This window comes from Natronomonas moolapensis 8.8.11, from assembly GCF_000591055.1.
GTDB classification, from domain to species: Archaea; Halobacteriota; Halobacteria; order Halobacteriales; family Haloarculaceae; genus Natronomonas; species Natronomonas moolapensis.
On sequence record NC_020388.1, the window covers coordinates 2,290,298 to 2,306,379 of the forward strand.

General features: G+C 65.0%; 17 protein-coding genes and 1 pseudogene. 12 read left to right on the forward strand and 6 right to left on the reverse strand.

Going from position 1 to position 16,082, the window contains the following annotated elements; genetic code table 11:
• Positions 1-131: 131 nt before the first annotated feature.
• The 3 genes from NMLP_RS11025 to NMLP_RS11035 form a co-directional block, all read right to left on the reverse strand.
• Positions 132-1,634: a DUF790 family protein gene (locus NMLP_RS11025; protein WP_015410194.1), complete on the reverse strand. Its 1,503-nt coding sequence runs from the start codon at positions 1,632-1,634 to the stop codon at positions 132-134.
• A 96-nt stretch (positions 1,635-1,730) separates the two neighbouring features.
• A complete protein-coding gene (locus NMLP_RS11030) occupies positions 1,731-2,546 on the reverse strand; it encodes an endonuclease III domain-containing protein (protein WP_015410195.1) in 816 nt (271 codons plus the stop codon).
• A 197-nt stretch (positions 2,547-2,743) separates the two neighbouring features.
• A complete protein-coding gene (locus NMLP_RS11035) occupies positions 2,744-3,160 on the reverse strand; it encodes a DUF371 domain-containing protein (RefSeq protein ID WP_015410196.1) in 417 nt (138 codons plus the stop codon).
• Between the two features lie 310 nt (positions 3,161-3,470).
• Between NMLP_RS11035 and NMLP_RS11040 the strand changes: the two genes are divergently transcribed.
• Both NMLP_RS11040 and NMLP_RS11045 read left to right on the forward strand, forming a co-directional pair.
• Positions 3,471-4,361, forward strand: coding sequence for a coiled-coil protein (locus tag NMLP_RS11040; RefSeq protein ID WP_015410197.1), 891 nt, complete (start codon positions 3,471-3,473; stop codon positions 4,359-4,361).
• A 103-nt stretch (positions 4,362-4,464) separates the two neighbouring features.
• The gene (locus tag NMLP_RS11045) at positions 4,465-5,313 is read left to right on the forward strand and encodes a M14 family metallopeptidase (RefSeq protein WP_015410198.1); all 849 of its coding nucleotides are present in this window, start codon (positions 4,465-4,467) and stop codon (positions 5,311-5,313) included.
• A gap of 15 nt (positions 5,314-5,328) precedes the next feature.
• Here NMLP_RS11045 and NMLP_RS11050 read toward each other — a convergent pair whose 3' ends face one another.
• Complete coding sequence (locus NMLP_RS11050; protein WP_015410199.1) at positions 5,329-5,775, reverse strand: UPF0179 family protein; 447 nt, start codon at positions 5,773-5,775, stop codon at positions 5,329-5,331.
• Between the two features lie 225 nt (positions 5,776-6,000).
• On the opposite strand from NMLP_RS11050, the gene NMLP_RS11055 reads away from it, so the two are divergent.
• The 3 genes and pseudogenes from NMLP_RS11055 to NMLP_RS15915 form a co-directional block, all read left to right on the forward strand.
• Positions 6,001-7,614: a long-chain-fatty-acid--CoA ligase gene (locus tag NMLP_RS11055; protein ID WP_015410200.1), complete on the forward strand. Its 1,614-nt coding sequence runs from the start codon at positions 6,001-6,003 to the stop codon at positions 7,612-7,614.
• A 164-nt stretch (positions 7,615-7,778) separates the two neighbouring features.
• Positions 7,779-8,048 carry a DUF4405 domain-containing protein gene (locus NMLP_RS11060; RefSeq protein ID WP_015410201.1) on the forward strand — a complete coding sequence of 90 codons (270 nt, stop codon included), beginning with the start codon at positions 7,779-7,781 and terminating at the stop codon, positions 8,046-8,048.
• Positions 8,049-8,199: 151 nt separating this feature from the next.
• A pseudogene (locus NMLP_RS15915) lies at positions 8,200-8,795 on the forward strand (RNA-guided endonuclease TnpB family protein); the annotation flags it as partial.
• Positions 8,796-9,374: 579 nt separating this feature from the next.
• On the opposite strand, the gene NMLP_RS11070 reads toward NMLP_RS15915, so the two are convergent.
• A complete protein-coding gene (locus NMLP_RS11070; protein ID WP_015410202.1) occupies positions 9,375-10,142 on the reverse strand; it encodes an enoyl-CoA hydratase-related protein in 768 nt (255 codons plus the stop codon).
• A 682-nt stretch (positions 10,143-10,824) separates the two neighbouring features.
• Between NMLP_RS11070 and NMLP_RS11075 the strand changes: the two genes are divergently transcribed.
• Positions 10,825-11,481 carry a LysE family translocator gene (locus NMLP_RS11075; RefSeq protein ID WP_015410203.1) on the forward strand — a complete coding sequence of 219 codons (657 nt, stop codon included), beginning with the start codon at positions 10,825-10,827 and terminating at the stop codon, positions 11,479-11,481.
• Here the strand turns inward: NMLP_RS11075 and NMLP_RS11080 are convergent.
• A complete protein-coding gene (locus NMLP_RS11080; protein WP_015410204.1) occupies positions 11,473-12,174 on the reverse strand; it encodes an HD domain-containing protein in 702 nt (233 codons plus the stop codon). The two genes, NMLP_RS11075 and NMLP_RS11080, sit on opposite strands and share 9 nt — an antisense overlap.
• A 140-nt stretch (positions 12,175-12,314) precedes the next feature.
• Here NMLP_RS11080 and NMLP_RS11085 point away from each other — a divergent pair, with 140 nt between their 5' ends.
• The 6 genes from NMLP_RS11085 (at position 12,315) to NMLP_RS15645 (ending at position 16,048) form a co-directional block, all read left to right on the forward strand.
• Positions 12,315-12,920 (forward strand): metal-dependent hydrolase, encoded by a 606-nt coding sequence (locus NMLP_RS11085; RefSeq protein WP_015410205.1) that lies wholly within the window; start codon positions 12,315-12,317, stop codon positions 12,918-12,920.
• Between the two features lie 132 nt (positions 12,921-13,052).
• A complete protein-coding gene (locus NMLP_RS11090; RefSeq protein WP_015410206.1) occupies positions 13,053-13,775 on the forward strand; it encodes a GNAT family N-acetyltransferase in 723 nt (240 codons plus the stop codon).
• Between the two features lie 143 nt (positions 13,776-13,918).
• Positions 13,919-14,236, forward strand: coding sequence for a DUF7116 family protein (locus NMLP_RS11095; protein WP_015410207.1), 318 nt, complete (start codon positions 13,919-13,921; stop codon positions 14,234-14,236).
• A 122-nt stretch (positions 14,237-14,358) separates the two neighbouring features.
• Positions 14,359-14,550 (forward strand): dodecin, encoded by a 192-nt coding sequence (locus tag NMLP_RS11100; RefSeq protein WP_015410208.1) that lies wholly within the window; start codon positions 14,359-14,361, stop codon positions 14,548-14,550.
• Positions 14,551-14,682: 132 nt separating this feature from the next.
• A complete protein-coding gene (locus tag NMLP_RS11105) occupies positions 14,683-15,786 on the forward strand; it encodes an AI-2E family transporter (RefSeq protein WP_015410209.1) in 1,104 nt (367 codons plus the stop codon).
• Between the two features lie 103 nt (positions 15,787-15,889).
• A complete protein-coding gene (locus tag NMLP_RS15645) occupies positions 15,890-16,048 on the forward strand; it encodes a DUF7838 family putative zinc beta-ribbon protein (RefSeq protein WP_015410210.1) in 159 nt (52 codons plus the stop codon).
• Positions 16,049-16,082 lie beyond the last annotated feature (34 nt).

The window sequence follows — 16,082 nt, forward strand, 5'->3', positions numbered from 1 at the left end:
TGCGGTGTGAGACGGTCGCACGCTTGAGGCGGGCGACGAGCGGAAGATCCGTATATAAACCATCGCCGGCAGGATTTATAAACCGACGGCCGACACGGGGCGGTGGCCGATTCCATACCCCCTGTTCCACGTCACGCCTTCTGACGGACGGTGCCGCCGCCGAGGCCCTCCCACTCGATCCGGTAGCCGAGCCGCGAGAGGACCGCCCCCGTCGCCTCGATCCCGTACCCGTCGAGGACACTCTCGACGGCGTCGAGGGTCATCCCGGCCTCGACGTCGTCCGCCACCGCCTCGAGGACCCCGGGCCGCACCAGCGTTCGCCCCACGCGCTCGTGTCCGGGGAACGAGGCGTCCTCGATCGCGCGTTCGGGAACGCCGTGGGCCTCGGCGAGCGCGCCGATCGTCGTCACGTCGGCCGCCGGGGTCAGCGAGTCGGGCAGCGACGCGGCGCTCTCGGCCCGGAGATCGGCCTCGTAAGGCCGGAGGGCGTCGCGGACGTCGGCGAGGCGGACGGTCCCCGAGTAGGAGATCGCTCGCTGGCCCGTCGCCTCGATCGCCTCGCCGACGCCGAGTGACTCGTCGTAGGCGACGAGGAAGGCGACGTCCTCCAGGTCGGCGAACCGCGAGAGCTTCTTTTCGACGTACTCCGGCGTCCAAAACCCCATAATCTCGAAGAAGACCCGGAAGCCGCCGTAGCGCCACTCGAAGGCGAAATCCGGGATGACGACGTGCTCGCCCGACGCCAGCGGCTCGGGCTCGCGCAGGAGCCGCCAGTCGAGGTCCAGCGCGTCGAAGCGGGCGTAGAAGTCCGACTCGACGCCGCTGTCGAAGGTCGGCTCGGCGACGGGGTCGGTGTCGGGGGGTCGGAGATCCGTCCCGTCGAGTTCGAGGGAGCGTTCGGTCCCGCGGTCGTCGATCGTCGCCTTCAGATCCCACTCGGCGGCCTTCGTCACCGTCCGCAAGAGCCGCGCAAAGCGCGTCCCGTAGCGCCGCGAGCGCGTGAACAGCGCGTCCGGCCCGGTGACGATCACGACTCGGCCCGAATCGGTCCGTCGGATCTCGTACAACAGCCGGAGCCGCTTGAGCGCCGAGACGAGCGCCTTCGGATCCGAGGTCCGGATCCGAACCGCCGTGGCGTCGAACAGCGCCGTCTGAGCGAGCGAGAGGTCGTACTGCTCGCACAGCGAGCCGGGGCCGTAATCGGTTTCGACCGCCGCGAGGACCGCCTCGACGTCGCGGTCGGCGAACAGCGACGCCTCGACCGAGTCTGGGGTCGCGCCCGTCCGCTCGGCGGCCGCCGCGAGCGCGGCCTCGCGCTCGGCCTCGCTCACCACGCCGACCGACTCGGCGGCCTCGAAGGCGGCCGTCCGCGCCCGGCGCGGGTCGAGTGGCGAACGGACCTCGAAGGTCGCTTCTCGCTCCAGCAGCTTCGCGAACCCACGGACGAGTTTGAAGTCGTCGGCCGCTCGCTCGAGTTCCGCGAGCGCCGAATCGAGGTCGCGGCGTCGCTCGCCGACGTGGCCCTGATACACGCCGAGGACCCGCGCCGCGAGGGCCTCGTCCGCCGGGGCGGTGAATCGCGGCCGGTAGCCGCCGCCGGCCCGCGAGACGCGGAGCAGGTCCTTCGTGAGCATACCGGTGGTGGGGGTGGGGTGGACAAAAACGCCCCGGAGCGGGACGAGACTGTCTGTTCGACGATTTATAAACGTACCCGGTCGGAGGAAGCGGCCTCACTCCGCCCCCTCGGCTTCGGGCGCGTCCGCGGGGTCGACGGTCTCCCCCGTCTCGGGGTAGACGCCGACCTGCTCGCAGACGTCCGCCATCGGGCAGGCGTCGGGATCCTCCAGACACGCCGGCGTTCGGGCCGTGCAGTACTCCCGGCCGAACTGGATCATCGCGGTGTGGCCGAAGCCGCACTTCTCTTCGGGGACGGCGGTTTCGAGGGCGTCCCGGACGGCCTCGTGATCGGCGTCGGCGGGCGCGATCCCCAACCGCCGGGCGATGCGGTGGACGTGCGTGTCGACGGGAAAGACGCCGCCGCGCCCCCCGGCGAACAGCAGGACGCAGTCGGCGGTCTTCGGCCCGACGCCGTTCATCTCGAGGAGGGTTTCTCTGACCTCTGAGGGCGGCTCCTCCCTGACGAAGCGATCGAAGCCCGCCGTGTCGCCGTACTCCGCCAGAACCCGTTCGGCGATGTCGATGATGCGCTTCGATTTCTGGTTGTATAGCCCCGCCGAGGAGATAGTCTCGGCCAACTCGGGGCGGGCGGCGTCGGCCAGATTCGCAGCGAGATCCCCGCCGCCGTAGCGCTCCATCAACGCGTCGTGGGCCGGTTGGCTCGCCACGTCGGTGGTGTTCTGGCTGAGGATCGTCCGGACGAGACACACGAAGCCGTCGCGGCCGCCGTAGCGCTTCTGCCAGTACATCCCGCCGAGTCGGTCGACGACGGCCTCGGCGCGGGTCCCCGAACGCGCGGGATCGAAGTCGGCCTCGACGCTGCCCCCGGAATCGCCGCCGGAGATGTTCTCGACCGGTTCGTCGTCCATGCGCGAGCCTTCGGCCGCCGGCGTGAAAACGCTGCGTTCGGCGGCGATATCCGTCCGGGGTCGCGACGCGTTGTGAGCCGTTCCGCTCATACTGATGGACGAACTCACATGACACCGACCCACGAGTGATCCGCCGGTCGCGCCGTCGAACGGCGTGCGCTTCGTGCGTCGTGTGTCCGTTCGTTTGGCCGTCAGTATCAGGTGTCGACCGCGAGGACGCACTCGAGGTCCTCGCCCGCCGCGAGGGCCGATACGATCTCTCGGTCGACGTCGGCCGCGGCGGTGTCGGCCCCGACCATCACCGTCCGGTCGTCGACGTAGTCGCTGGTCCGGACGACCATGCTCCGATCGCTTTCGAACGTCAACGCAGGGTGGCCCGTTCCCTCGACAGCCTGTTCGTGGTCGCCGACGCGCAGCGTCGCGGTGATCGCCGCGTCCGTGGATCGGCAGGCCTCGACGAACGCCGCGTCGAACTCCGAGGGGACCGCGGTCGCCTCGACTGCGAGGATGCAGTCCCCGGCGGGCGTCAGCCAGTCGTCGCTGGTCAACTCGAGGGTGCTCGCGTGCTCGGCGGTGACGTGTTCGTGTCCGCGTGCCCGGACGCGCTGTTTCATAGGGGCCGTATCGCCCGCCGATTTATATACTCGTCCACTCCACACCGTCCGTCGGTTTATATACCTGTCCGATAGGCGTGTGAACGCCTCCCGTGGCGGTTGACGAGCCGTGATAGCTGATTCCATGGTATCGGGCCTCCACAAAATTTAAATATAGATACGGTATATGATTATCCACCAGAACGCATCCGGCGTTCGGCAGCATCGTCAGCCGACCAGAATGACAGGGAACCTTCCTTACACGGCGACCGATAGTTCAGCAGCGGTTGCTGTCCGCGGCCGGGGCGGTAATGGAGTAACGTGATCAACCATGGCAGAGTCAATTAGCGAATCCGACAACGTAGAACTGACAGACGACGACCTCGAAAACAAATCCAAAGGCCAGCTCATCAAGAAGGCCGGGCAACTCCGCGACCGGCGCAACGAGCTGAACCAGATGGCCTCCGACCGGGCCTCAAAACGCGACGAGTTCAACGCCAAGACGCGCGAGAAGGTCGATGAAGCTCAAGAACACCGCGAGAAGCGCGACGAGCTCAACGAGCAAGTCCAAGAGCACAAAGAGAGCCGAAACGAGCTCAACGCGAAGGCCAACGAGCTGTTCGACGAGGTCGACGAGCTCAAGGACGACCTCGAGTTGAACGAGGGCAAAAGCGTCGACAAGCTCAAAGAGGAAATCGAGGATCTGGAGTTCAAACAACAGACGGAGGTCCTCTCCAGCGAGGACGAGCGCGAACTGATCGAGAAGATCGAAGAGAAACGCGAGAAGCTCTCCGACCGCAAGGAGAAACTCGACCAGGGCGGCGACTTGGAGGAGATCAAAGCCGAGGCCCAGGAAGTCCGCGCCGAGGCTTCCAAACACCACCAGAAAGTGACCGAGCTGGCCGACAAGGCCCAAGAGCACCACAACAAGATGATAGAGGCCTATCGGGAGGCCGACGACATCCGCGACGAGGCCGACGAGTGGCACGACAAGTTCGTCGAGGCTCAAGAGGCCGCCGACCGCCACCACGAGGACTTCGTCCGCGTCCAGAAACGGCTCCGGGAACTCGACAAGGAAGAAGAAGCCGAGCGCGAGGACGCACGCTCCGAGAAGCGCGAGGCCGCAAAGGAAGAGGCCGAGGAGATCTACCAGAAATTCAAGGAAGGCGAGACCCTCGACACCGAGGACCTGATGAAGCTGCAGAAAGCCGGCAAGCTGTAGCCGACGTACCGACCCAAGCCCGACAGCCGAGACGGATCGATTTTTGCGTTCCTGACAGCGAAAACGCGAAGTTCATACCGGCGGGGCTGCAAACACGGCGTAGATGCGCGTCGAGACGCTGGGCGACGGGGAACCGGAGGTGGCTATCGTCGGCGGTATTCACGGCGACGAGCCCTGCGGCCCGGCCGCCCTCGAAGCCCTTTTGTCCGCCGATCTCGACGTGGAGCGTCCGGTAAAGCTCATCCTCGCGAACGAGCGCGCGCTCTCTCGCGGCGTCAGGTACGTCGACGAGGATCTGAACCGCGCGTTCCCGGGCGATCCCGACGCCGACACGCACGAGGGGCGGCTGGCTCACGAGTTGCTCGCCGAGATCCGTGGCTGTGAGATTCTCTCGTTACACTCGACGCAGTCGTACGCCGCCCCCTTCGCGCTCGTCTCCGAACTCGACGGCTACGCCCGGTCGATCTGTCCGTACCTCTCCGTCGAGGCGGTCGTCGAGACGGCCGGATACAGCGGCGGTCGGCTCATCGCCTACCCGGACGTGATCGAACTCGAGTGTGGGCTTCAACGGTCGGCCGCGGCCGCACGGAACGCCGAACGGCTCTCCAGGGAGTTCCTGGTCGCCGTCGGGGCGCTCTCCGGGGCGATCGATCCCCCCAGACACCACCCACTTTCTGTCTTCCGGCTCGAAAAACAGATCCCGAAGCCGTCGGCAGACGAGTACGAGGTTCTCGTCGACAACTTCGAGCGAGTCGCCGAGGGCGAGGCGTTCGCCGAGGCCGACGGCGAGACGCTCCACTCGGAGGCTCCTTTTTATCCGGTGTTGCTGTCGGCGTACGGCTATCGGAACGTCTTCGGCTACGTCGGGTCGCTCGTGGGACGGCTCGACGGCGAGTCCACCGTGACCCCGACGGGCGAGGAGTCGGCGCGGGCCGAGAGCGGCCCCCGCTGAGGACGGGCGCTCGGGTCAGTCGGCGTCCGGCGCGAACTCGACGAGCGTCAGGTCCCGATCCAGCATACAGTGTTCGTGCGGTGGGTCGCCGACGACCTCCGCGATCCGGTGTTCGTCGTCGAACTCCGCCCCGGCCGGCTCGCAGAACTCGTGGCTCGGGCACTCGGTGTAGGGACACGGCCCTTCCAAGGTTACTTTGCTCCCGGCGTACGCGGCGTTCGAGGAGACGTTCGCGAGCACGGGCGCCGGTTCGACCTCGACGGCGGTCACGCCCGATGCGTGAACGGCGCACTCGAGCGTCCCGGAGTCGCGGATTCCAGTCACCCGGTACCGGCGGCCCTCGGTCAGGTTCAGACACTGCCCCCGGTAGGGACAGCCCGCACACGCCTCGGATTCGCCCCCGTAGACGAACTCGGCGCCCGTCTCGGCGAGGCGCTCGCCGATGAGCGTGACCTTCGACATAACTGTGTTTTCGTCGGCGACGTGTTAAGACCGTCGCCCGACAGAACAGCCGGATCGACCCGATCGACGGGAGACCCCCGACGGCTACGAACACCGCTCGCGAGGCCTTGTACCGCAATACCGGCCGGGGTGTGAGGGCCCCGTCCGCAGCCGGGGGGCGGCGGCTCCCGTCGGGCGAGACGGATCTGCACAAATTATTAGGACGGACATCGACGGGGAGCCTGTATGCACAAGCCGCTATTGACGACGCAGTTCCTCGATCGGGCCAGACGCGATTACGGATCCCACGAAGCCGTCGTCGCGACGACAGGCGAACGGTTCACCTACGAGGAGGTCGGCGAGCGCGCCGACCGGCTCTCGGCCGCGCTCCAGGATCGGGGCATCGAGAAGGGCGATTCCGTCGCCGTACTCGACCCAAACACCCACTACCAACTTGAGGCAGCCTACGGCATCATGCAGTTGGGCGCGATCCACACGCCGCTGAACTACCGGCTGCTGCCCGAGGACCTCGAGTACATCCTGAACGACGCCGAGGTGCGGGCCGTGATCGCCGACTACGAACTGGCCGAGAAGGTCGAGGCCGTCCGCGACGACGTCCCGACGGAAGTGTTCATCTCGAACGACGCCGACGCGACCGACGGCGAGTGGGAGGACTTCGAAGCCGTCATCGACGGGGTCGACCCCGTCTACGACGAACCCGAGATGGACGAGGCCGACGTCATCACCATCAACTACACGTCGGGGACGACCGGCGACCCCAAAGGCGTCATGCGGACCCACCGGACCGAAACGATCCACGCGTACCTCATCTCGATCCACCAGGACATCACCGACGACGACACGTACCTGTGGACGCTGCCGATGTTCCACGTCAACGGCTGGGGCCACATCTACGCCGTCACCGGCATGGGCGCGAAGCAGGTCTGTACCCGCGGGATCGACGCCGAGTGGATCCTCGAGACGATCAACGAGGAGGACGTCTCCTACCTCTGTGCCGCTCCGACCGTCCTCAATATGTTGCTCGATTACTACGAGAACCACGACGTCTCGACGAGCGGGGACGCCGACGTCCGCGTCGCGACCGCGGGGAGCGCCCCGCCGGAGGCGACCATCCGCACCGTCGAGGACGAGTTCGGCTGGTATCTCAAACACGTCTACGGCGCGACCGAGACCGGCCCGCTCATCACGAGCTCCGACGCTCGCCGCTACTTCGAGGACGACTCCGAGGACCGCTTCGCGGTCAAGAAGACCCAGGGGATCGGCTATCTCGGCACCGAGGTCCGCGTCGTCGACGAGGACGGCAACGACGTCGCCGAGGACGGCCAATCGATCGGCGAGATCGTCGTCCGCGGCAACCAGGTCATGGACCGATACCTCGGTAAGCCCGAGGCGACCGAAGAGGCGTTCAACGACCGCGTCGAGGGGTACTACCACATGGGCGATCTCGCGACCGTCGACGAGAACGGGATGGTCCAGATCCAGGACCGCAAAAAGGACATCATCATCTCCGGGGGCGAGAACATCTCCTCGATCGAACTCGAGGACACGCTGTTCGAACACCCCGAGGTCTCCGACGTGGCGATCATCCCGGCCCCCAGCGACGAGTGGGGCGAGACGCCGAAGGCGTTCGTCGTCCCGGCCAGCGGCGACCCCGACGCCCCCGGCGTGAGCGAGGACGAGTTGACGAAGTTCACCCGCGAGAACCTGGCGAGTTACAAGATGGTCCGCCGCGTGGAGTTCGTCGCCGAGTTGCCGACGACCGCGACCGGCAAGGTGCAAAAATACGAACTCCGCGAGCGCGAGTGGGAGGACGAGGACTCGATGGTCGGGCAGGGCTGATACCTCCGAAACGACGAAATCGCCTCTCTGGGGGATCGCCGACCGTACCACTTATGTTCACGGATCGTCCGTTCCCGGGGACTGGGACGTGTCAGCGTATTTTTTTATTCTACGGCCGAAATTCGACTACGAGAGAGAACATGATCGGGGGATTCGGCCAGCGTGTGAGTGGAAGCATCGATCGGTCGAGGATGTGTGCGTACGTCAATATCGTGCTTTTGATTTCGTTTCTCGCCGTGGTGGCGTCGTCGGTCGTCATCTGGGTCGTGTTGCCCGCCGGGGGGCTTCACGGCGCGACGTTTCTCGGCATCCGACGGGGTCCCTGGACCGACGTCCACCTCGTCTCCGGCGCAGTGATGGCTGCATTCGTCGTCGTTCATCTCACGCTTCACGTCGACTATTTCAGGGCGCTCCCGGCGATCGTCCATCGCTGAGGGGTGTCGCATCTCCTCTTCACGGCCACGCGCTCTCGGCGAATCCGAATTCACAGGCGGCACGAGGCGGATACCCCAACCCTTGCGCTCGGAGAGGGAGCCGACAACCGATGACGCAAACCGCGCTACGATCTTTACCTGTGAAACTACAGTGGGATATCGTCGTACCGCCGTCATCAAGCTCGACACTCCCGACGGAGCAGACGATTCCCTTCGAGAGACGGCCGAGCAGTTCAAACACTGCGCCAACACCGCGAGCGAATGGTGTCGGCACGGGCGTCGCCAGATTCCAGAGGAAGCCGGCTGTCAATCAGAAACGCCACGCGTTCTTGTTGACGACGACTACCACGTCACCTCGAAAGCTAAAGCCGAACGTACTCTGTACGACCAGCTCCGCGACGAAACTGATCTGACTGCGAATCTCGTCCAGAAGGGGATCCGACGCGCAGTCGAAGCCGTCAAAAGCGGCGTCGAACGCCTCAAACGTGGTGAGAACACGTCGCAACCGCATTTCTGCCGACAGCGCAGTCTATGACGAACGGAGTGCGACGTTCCACCGCGGCTACGTTTTCTTTTCGACCGTGGGTGGGCGCGTCGAGTGCAACTACATCCTCTCCGGCGACTCGAAGACACCGCCAGGGGAAGTACGTCTCCGGCGAGGGCTTCGAGTTTCGGATGGCCCACCTCCAGTACCACGACGGTGACTGGTATCTCCACGCCTCGATGCGGATGGTCGAAGCAGACGACGGACGCGCACCCGGAGATGTGCGCTTGAACCGCGGAACGCTGAACGCGAGTGGAGAGTACAGCCTTTCCGCCTCATCCGAGGTATGAAACCGGGGTCCACGCGAAAGCCCCGGGGTCGTGCGGAAATCGGAGAGTTCCGTGATGACGAGACGCTCGGCGCCTCAAACCACTTGACCCCGAAGCGATTTACAATTCCACAATACCGTGAACGCTCCGGTCCGATCTGGTACATACTGAGAATCCGGGATCAATAGGTGATATTCACCACGGAGTCACAAAACGCGGCGGTCACACGAACGACCGAGATCGGAGACGAACGCCGAAACGGATTCGAACGGAGACCCTGCTTCGCTCGCTGGATTGTCTGTCTGCCTTCGACGCCGAGCGGCGACGTTTCGGCCGGGAACCGCTCGCGTACTACTCGAACGTGGAGTACGAGATCGACGTTGACCTCAAGATCTCGAGGCACCTGGCGGCGGAGACGTTCGCCGACGGGGGTCCGGGAGCCGCCGTCCGGACGGGGAGACCGGCGTTCTCGACGCACGGTTCCCTTCGCGGGGTCGTTCGGCCCGGTGGCAACTACTGGAAGTCCGGTTCGCGGTCCTCGACGAACGCCGCCATCCCTTCGCGCTGGTCGGGCGTCCCGAACAGCGAGCCGAAGGTCCGCTTCTCGTAGTCGAGACCGCCGATGTCGCTGTAGCCCTGCGAGATAGCGTCCTTGGCCGCTTCGAGCGCGAAGGCTGGCTTGGACTCCAGTTCGGCCGCGAGTTCGGCGACGCGGTCGTCGATCTCGTCGTCGGGGACGACCTCGCCGAGCAGACCCTCTTTCTCTGCGGTTTCGGCGTCGAGACGCTGGCCGAGGTAGATCATCCGTTTTGCGGTCTCCTCGCCGACCAGCCTCGGCAGCCGCTGGGTTCCGCCCCAGCCGGGGATGATGCCGAGGTCGATCTCGGTGTTGCCGATGAGCGCCGACTCGCTTCCGACCCGGAGGTCACACGCCATCGCCATCTCACAGCCCCCACCGAATGCGTAGCCGTCGACGACGGCGACCGTCGGCGCGGGGAAGCGCTCGATCGAGTCGGCGACATCGTGGCCCAACTCGCCCCACGCCTGTGCCTCGGCGGTCGAGAGGTCTTTCATGTAGGCGATGTCCGCCCCGGCGATGAACGCGTCGTCGCCGGCCCCGCGGACGACGAGCACGCGGGCCTCCTCGGCTCTGGCCTCCTCGACGGCCTCGCCGAGCGCTTCGAGCGTCTCGACGTTCAACGCGTTGAGGGCGTTCGGCCGGTCGACAGTTACGGTTGCGACGTCGCCGCTCCACTCGAGGTCGACAGTGTCCCATGCCATAGACTCGGGTTCCCCCGGAGACCGAATAAAGCTACTGACGTCGCTCGGCGAGGTGTACGTCGCTTCGGGGTCAAGCCCCGGAGCGTTCTGCTTGCATCCCCCGATATCCTCCAGTGAGTGATACTGATGGACGAAATCACATGACACCGACGCACGAGTGAGCCGCCGGTCGCGCCGTCGAACGGCGTGCTCCTCGTGGGTCGTGTGTCCGTTCGTTTGTCCGTCAGTATGAGGTGGTAGGGTTCCACGGTCACGGGTCGCGCCCCACGATGGAGGGGTTCCCCACTCGTACGCGGTGGGGTGTGGGCCGCGCCAGTACGGTCCTCGACCGGGATAGCGGGCTTCATTTACCCCACCCGGAGTGCGTATTCGTACCCCGGACTCGGAATCACAACCGGTGAGTGTCGGCGATATAAACGTCTCGTTGGCTGTCGGCGCCATCCTCGCGACTAAACTGGTGGGCTTTCGCTTCGAAACTCCGTGAGATCGTCCCCGCGCTCGAGAAACGCCGACACCCTCTCGGCGAACGGGGGTTCGTCGTCGACGTGCAACGCCCGAATCGACTCCTCCGTGCAACACCCGAATCGACCACATCGGTAGAGACGCTGTGGAAATATGCTTCACGCATACGGACCGCGTCGCCCCCGCAGGCTTTTATATTGTGGCGCGAAACGACGCGCCGATGACGCTTTTCGAGACGGCGTTGGCCGGCGTCGCGTTCGGACTCGCGCTCGCGGCCCCGCCGGGACCGATGAACGCCGTCATCGCCGAGGAGTCCGTCCTGCGGGGATGGCGGGCCGGATTCAAGACCGGCCTCGGGGCGATGACGGCCGACGTCCTGTTCTTTTTGCTCGCACTCGCCGGCGTCGCCACGTTCATTCGGGGGACCCCGGCCGTACAGGACGCGATGTTTCTCGGCGGCGGCGCGTTGATGCTGTATTTCGCCTACGGCGCGATCCGGGGGGCGAGGGGGTCGTTCCGGACGGAGGCAACCCCCGAGAGCCGTGGGTTTCGAAAGGCGTTCGTCCTCTCCGTGAGCAACCCCTACCAGATACTGTTTTGGCTCACGGCCGGGGTCGGGCTGTTGACCCCTGGGACAGTCGACGTACTCTCGTACGCTAGCGCGTCGCTGTCGGGACTCGTCGTCGTCGAAACCGGGAGTGTCGCCCTGATCGTCGGGCTGTTCTGCGGGGTCGCCGGATGGATCGTCTGTTTCCCCGCGGCGCTATCTGCCGCGGAGTCCCGGACGGAGTCGTTCGCGCCGGTCGTCGCCTACGGTAGCGCGGTCGTCCTCGGTGGGTTCGGGATCTACTTCCTCGCGGAGGTCGTACTACCGTAGGTCGGCGTCTGGCGACTCTTCGGGCTCCATTCCGGCAACCTCACCCTCGAGCCACTCTTTGAACCACCGGACGCGTTTGATTCGCTGGTAGGCGATGCTCTCGGCGGTGTCCGATCGGACCCGCGAGACGGCGTCCTCGCCGCGTTCGAGGACGCGGCCAACCATCTCGTTGGCGTCCATGTGGGTCCGTGATTCGTAGCCCATCCGGAGGACCATGAGCGTCGTCCCATTGGCACCGACCTTATCAAGGAGGTCGGCCTCCATCAGACACCGCGTCTCGAGAGGGACGTTCGCCAGGTCGCCCTCGTAGGAGTGTTCCGCGACCGCATCACACACCTGCGAGACGAACGACTCCGGGTAGTCGGTGCGCGAGCGGAGGTACTCGCCCGCGACTCGGGCGCCGGCCTCGGCGTGGACGTCTTGGTCGGCCTCGAGTTTGGCGATATCGTGAAACAACGCGGCGACGCGGGTGACGTCGACGTTCGCACCCTCCTTTTCGGCGATCTCGGCGGCCAGTTCGGCGACGTTGAGGATGTGGTTGTAGCGGTACTCAGCGGAGTGCCAGGGGTACCACCGCATCCGGCCGCCCTCCTCTTCGCCCTCGATGCTGGCGGCGAGATAGTCGTAGACGAACCGCTTCATCGCCTCGAACTCCTCGGCCGTGACCGGCGATTCCGTTATCTCGACACCCATGTATCCACCTCCGTGGAACGGAAAACGAACGTGTAAGCCATCTTGATACGCAAAACGGTAGTTCGACTCTTTAGGTTTACGACCGGCGGTCGGGGCCGCAACGGCGGCGTTATGCGTCTGGAGCGCGTTCGTGTGGACGTATGATGCTGCCGACGCACGCGCTCGTGGGAATGGCGCTTTCGATACCCGTTGCGGTCACTGTCCCCGAACTCGCGCCGGCAGCGATTCTCGGTGGGTTCGTCGGCGGGATTCTCCCCGATCTGGACCTCTATGTCGGCCACCGACGGACGCTGCACTTCCCGACGTTGTACCCGCTTGCGGCCGTCCCGGTTTCGTTACTCACGTTCGTCCGGCCGGGGCCGGCGACCCTCGCTGCCGCCTTCGTCGTCATCGGGGCCGCCGCCCACTGTCGGATGGACATCTACGGCGGGGGTCTCGAACTCCGGCCTTGGGAGGGCACCTCCGAGCGGGCGGTGTACGACCACGTCGCCGGGGAGTGGCGGCGGCCACGCCGGGTCGTACGATACGACGGGTCGAAGGGCGACCTGGCGATTTCGACTGCCGTCGCCCTGCCCTTGATCGCACTCGTCGAGTGGCCGCTTCTCGCGCTCGTCGCGGTCGCGTTGGCGGTCGGAGCCGCCTACGTCCTCCTCCGGCGTCGCCTCGCCTCGCTCGCGCCGACCGTGTTCGGGGCGGTTCCCGAGCCGTTCGACCGACACGTCCCGGAGCGATACTCCGAGAAGTAGGGCGGGCGGATCGACGGCGGGCAAACGGCCGGGACACGGACGACGGGCGATCGGTCGGTCGCTCGCCGGGGCCGAGCGTTCGTTTTTTGAAGGATCATCCGGATTTATGTTCGACGGCGCAGAACGCGGCGTATGGAGATACGCGAAGCCACGACGGAGGACGGCCCTGCGGTTCGGTCGATCGCCCTGCGATCGATGGAGGCATCGTACTCGCTGAGCCCGAGCACCATCGAGAGCGCGATTATGCAGTGGTACGGCGTCGACCGCTTCGCTGACCTCCTCGGCGACGACGAAGTGCTGTTGCTCGTCGCCGAGCGGGACGGGAAACCGGTCGCTTTTTCCGAGAGCGCGCTCATTGAGGACCGAGGCGACATCCGCTGGATACACGTCGCCGCGATGCACCGCGGCGAAGGGATCGGACAGGCGCTCTACGAAGCGACGCGCGAACGCCTGAATGACGCGGGTGCCGAAACGATACGCGGTCTCGTACTCGCTATGAACTCCGGGGGCAACCGCTTTTGGGAGCAACGCGGCCTCGAGAAGGTGGGCGAAGGCACCGTCGAGGTCGACGGAACTGCGTTCGTCGAAAACATCTACGTCGACGAGGACAGCGTCGAACTCAAGCCGGTCGTGGTCGACGACCGAGAGCTCTACATCGATCACGGCGACATCGACCGGGGCTCGGAGGGACCGTTCTACACCGTCTACACCGACGAGAACCGCGAGAACCGATACAGCTACTACTGCGGCAACTGCGATACGCTCATCACGTCGATGGACACGATGGGACGGCTCTCCTGTGAGGAGTGTGGCAACCAGTTGAAGCCGACACGATGGGACGCCGCGTATATGTGAGGCCCCCGACCACCGACGGACGCTGAGTTCTCCGCCGGGAATAGCGGGGGGCCGACGAGCGGTTATTTGCCGGTGACCGGGAGTGTCCATCAGCCGGGAACCGTGGCAATCTTTATTTTCCAGCGGATCAAACTCTTTTGTGAATGGGAGCTGTTAGCAAACCTCTCGTCGAGGAAGCACGGTCCGTCTTCCACGAACTCGGCTACGAACTCACCGCGGAGGGCGAGGAACTCCGGGCCGAGCGAAAATGGCGGACGGTCTACGTGACGACCGTGGATCCGGCGGAAGCCAACACCCACGGGCGTCTCCGGTGTTTCGTCGCCCGCGCCGAGCGCGCCCCGGAGATCCAGGACCGATTGCTCGCGATGGAGCCCGGCTACGACTGGGCGGTCATCAGCATCGACGAAGAGGGGGAGTATCGAGTGTTACACCCGAGCGCGGACGTGTTGCCAGCACCGTAACCGAGAGCCAAAGACGGCCCTATCGGCTCGGCCGGTGTCGATCAACGCCGCAGGGGGTACATAATCCGTTCTTGACACATCAGGATACATTTACAACACGCCGCGTCGAATTCGAACTCGATATGGTGTTCAAGAAAATCACGCTCATCGGGACGAGCGACGAGAGCTTCGACGCCGCCGCCGACGACGCCCTCGACCGGGCGGAGAACACGCTCGACAACATCTACTGGGCCGAAGTCGAGGAGTTCGGCGTCGAGTTGGCCGACGGCCGCGAGTACCAGGCCGAACTCGAGGTGGCCTTCGAACTCGAGTAGCGCACCCGCCTCGCGTGGTCCGTTTTTTTGACAGCGCGAACACCGACAAGAGCAGAGTCTGAGATCCGATCGAGACGAGCGCTCGGACCCCCGCGGCCGGGGGTTTTAGTTGACCCCAATAGTGGTGATGATATGAACGAACGGCGTCTGGTCGTCGCCGGGTTTGGAGCCCTCGTCGCCGCCATCACGGGATACATCGCGTACCGTTTTATTGCGGCGTTCACTGTCGCGGTGTTTCTGTACTATTCGACGCGCCGGTTTTACACCTCGCTCGGACGGTTCCGGCTGCCGAAGCGGGTGCGTGCCGTGCTCACGATATCGATGCTCGCGGTTCCGCTTCTCCTTTTATTGAGCTATACGCTCGTGTTGGTGGCCGTCGAAGCCAGAGCGTTCATCGAGACGTATCCGGTCTTCGAGGCCGCGCCGGACGGCATCGCGTGGTTCGAGGGCCTTGAGGATTTGCCCGAACCGACGATCGCCGGAATCATCGAGGCGTACCAGGCCGGCCAACTCGACGCGTTCATCGATTTCGCGGTCGAACAGGCGGCTTTCGTGACGAGTATTGTGACGGGGCTGCTTTTGAACCTCCTCATCGTCTCCGTCGTGACGTACTACTTGCTCATCGACGGGGAGACGTTTCGAGGCTGGTTGCTGCGGTTCGACGACGACGACATCGTGCGCGAGTACCTCGAGGCCGCCGACGACGAACTCGAGGCGGTGCTGTTCGGCAACCTCCTGAACGTCATCGTTATCTCGCTCATCTCCATCGTCGTATTCAGCGGGTACAACGCGGTCGCCCCGCCGGTGGCGGAGGTGCCCTACCCTGCACTCGCCGGCGCGTTGACCGGCATCGCGAGCCTGATTCCCGTCGTCGGGATGAAGATCGTCTACCTGCCGCTCGCGGCGATCACCGGTGTCAGGATCGCGCTCAGAGGGGATCCCGCCTCACTGTCGTACGTCGTCGGGTTCTTGCTGTTGGCGGTCGTGATCGTCGATACGATTCCGGATCTCGTGCTTCGGCCGTACTTTAGCGGGGAACGAACCCATGTCGGGCTGTTGATGCTCGCGTACATTTTCGGCCCCATCGTGTTCGGGTTCTACGGGCTGTTCTTCGCGCCGATCGTCCTCGTGTTGGCGTTGACCTTCGCCGACACCGCCCTGCCCCGGCTTCTCGGTGCCGACCCGGAGCCGGACGGTCCCCCCGAAAGCCAGACGAGACTCGATCGGTTCCGGTGACCCGTGGCAGCCGGACGATCTGAGACGAGGCCCATTGCGGCGACGACGCGCCCCGCCGTCCGGAACGGGAAACTACAATGTACCCCCGGTTCTATCCCGTGATATGAGCCTCTCGCTCGAAACCGACTGCCCGGACTGTGATTCGACGGAGTTCTACAAAGCCGCGAGCACGCGGATCCACCTTGGCACGAAACAGAAGTGGCACTGCACCGACTGCGACTACGGGTTCGTCAAAATCAACGGGATCGACACGTCGGTCTGAGCTACCTACGAGTAACGTCGCGGGATTCGGCGTG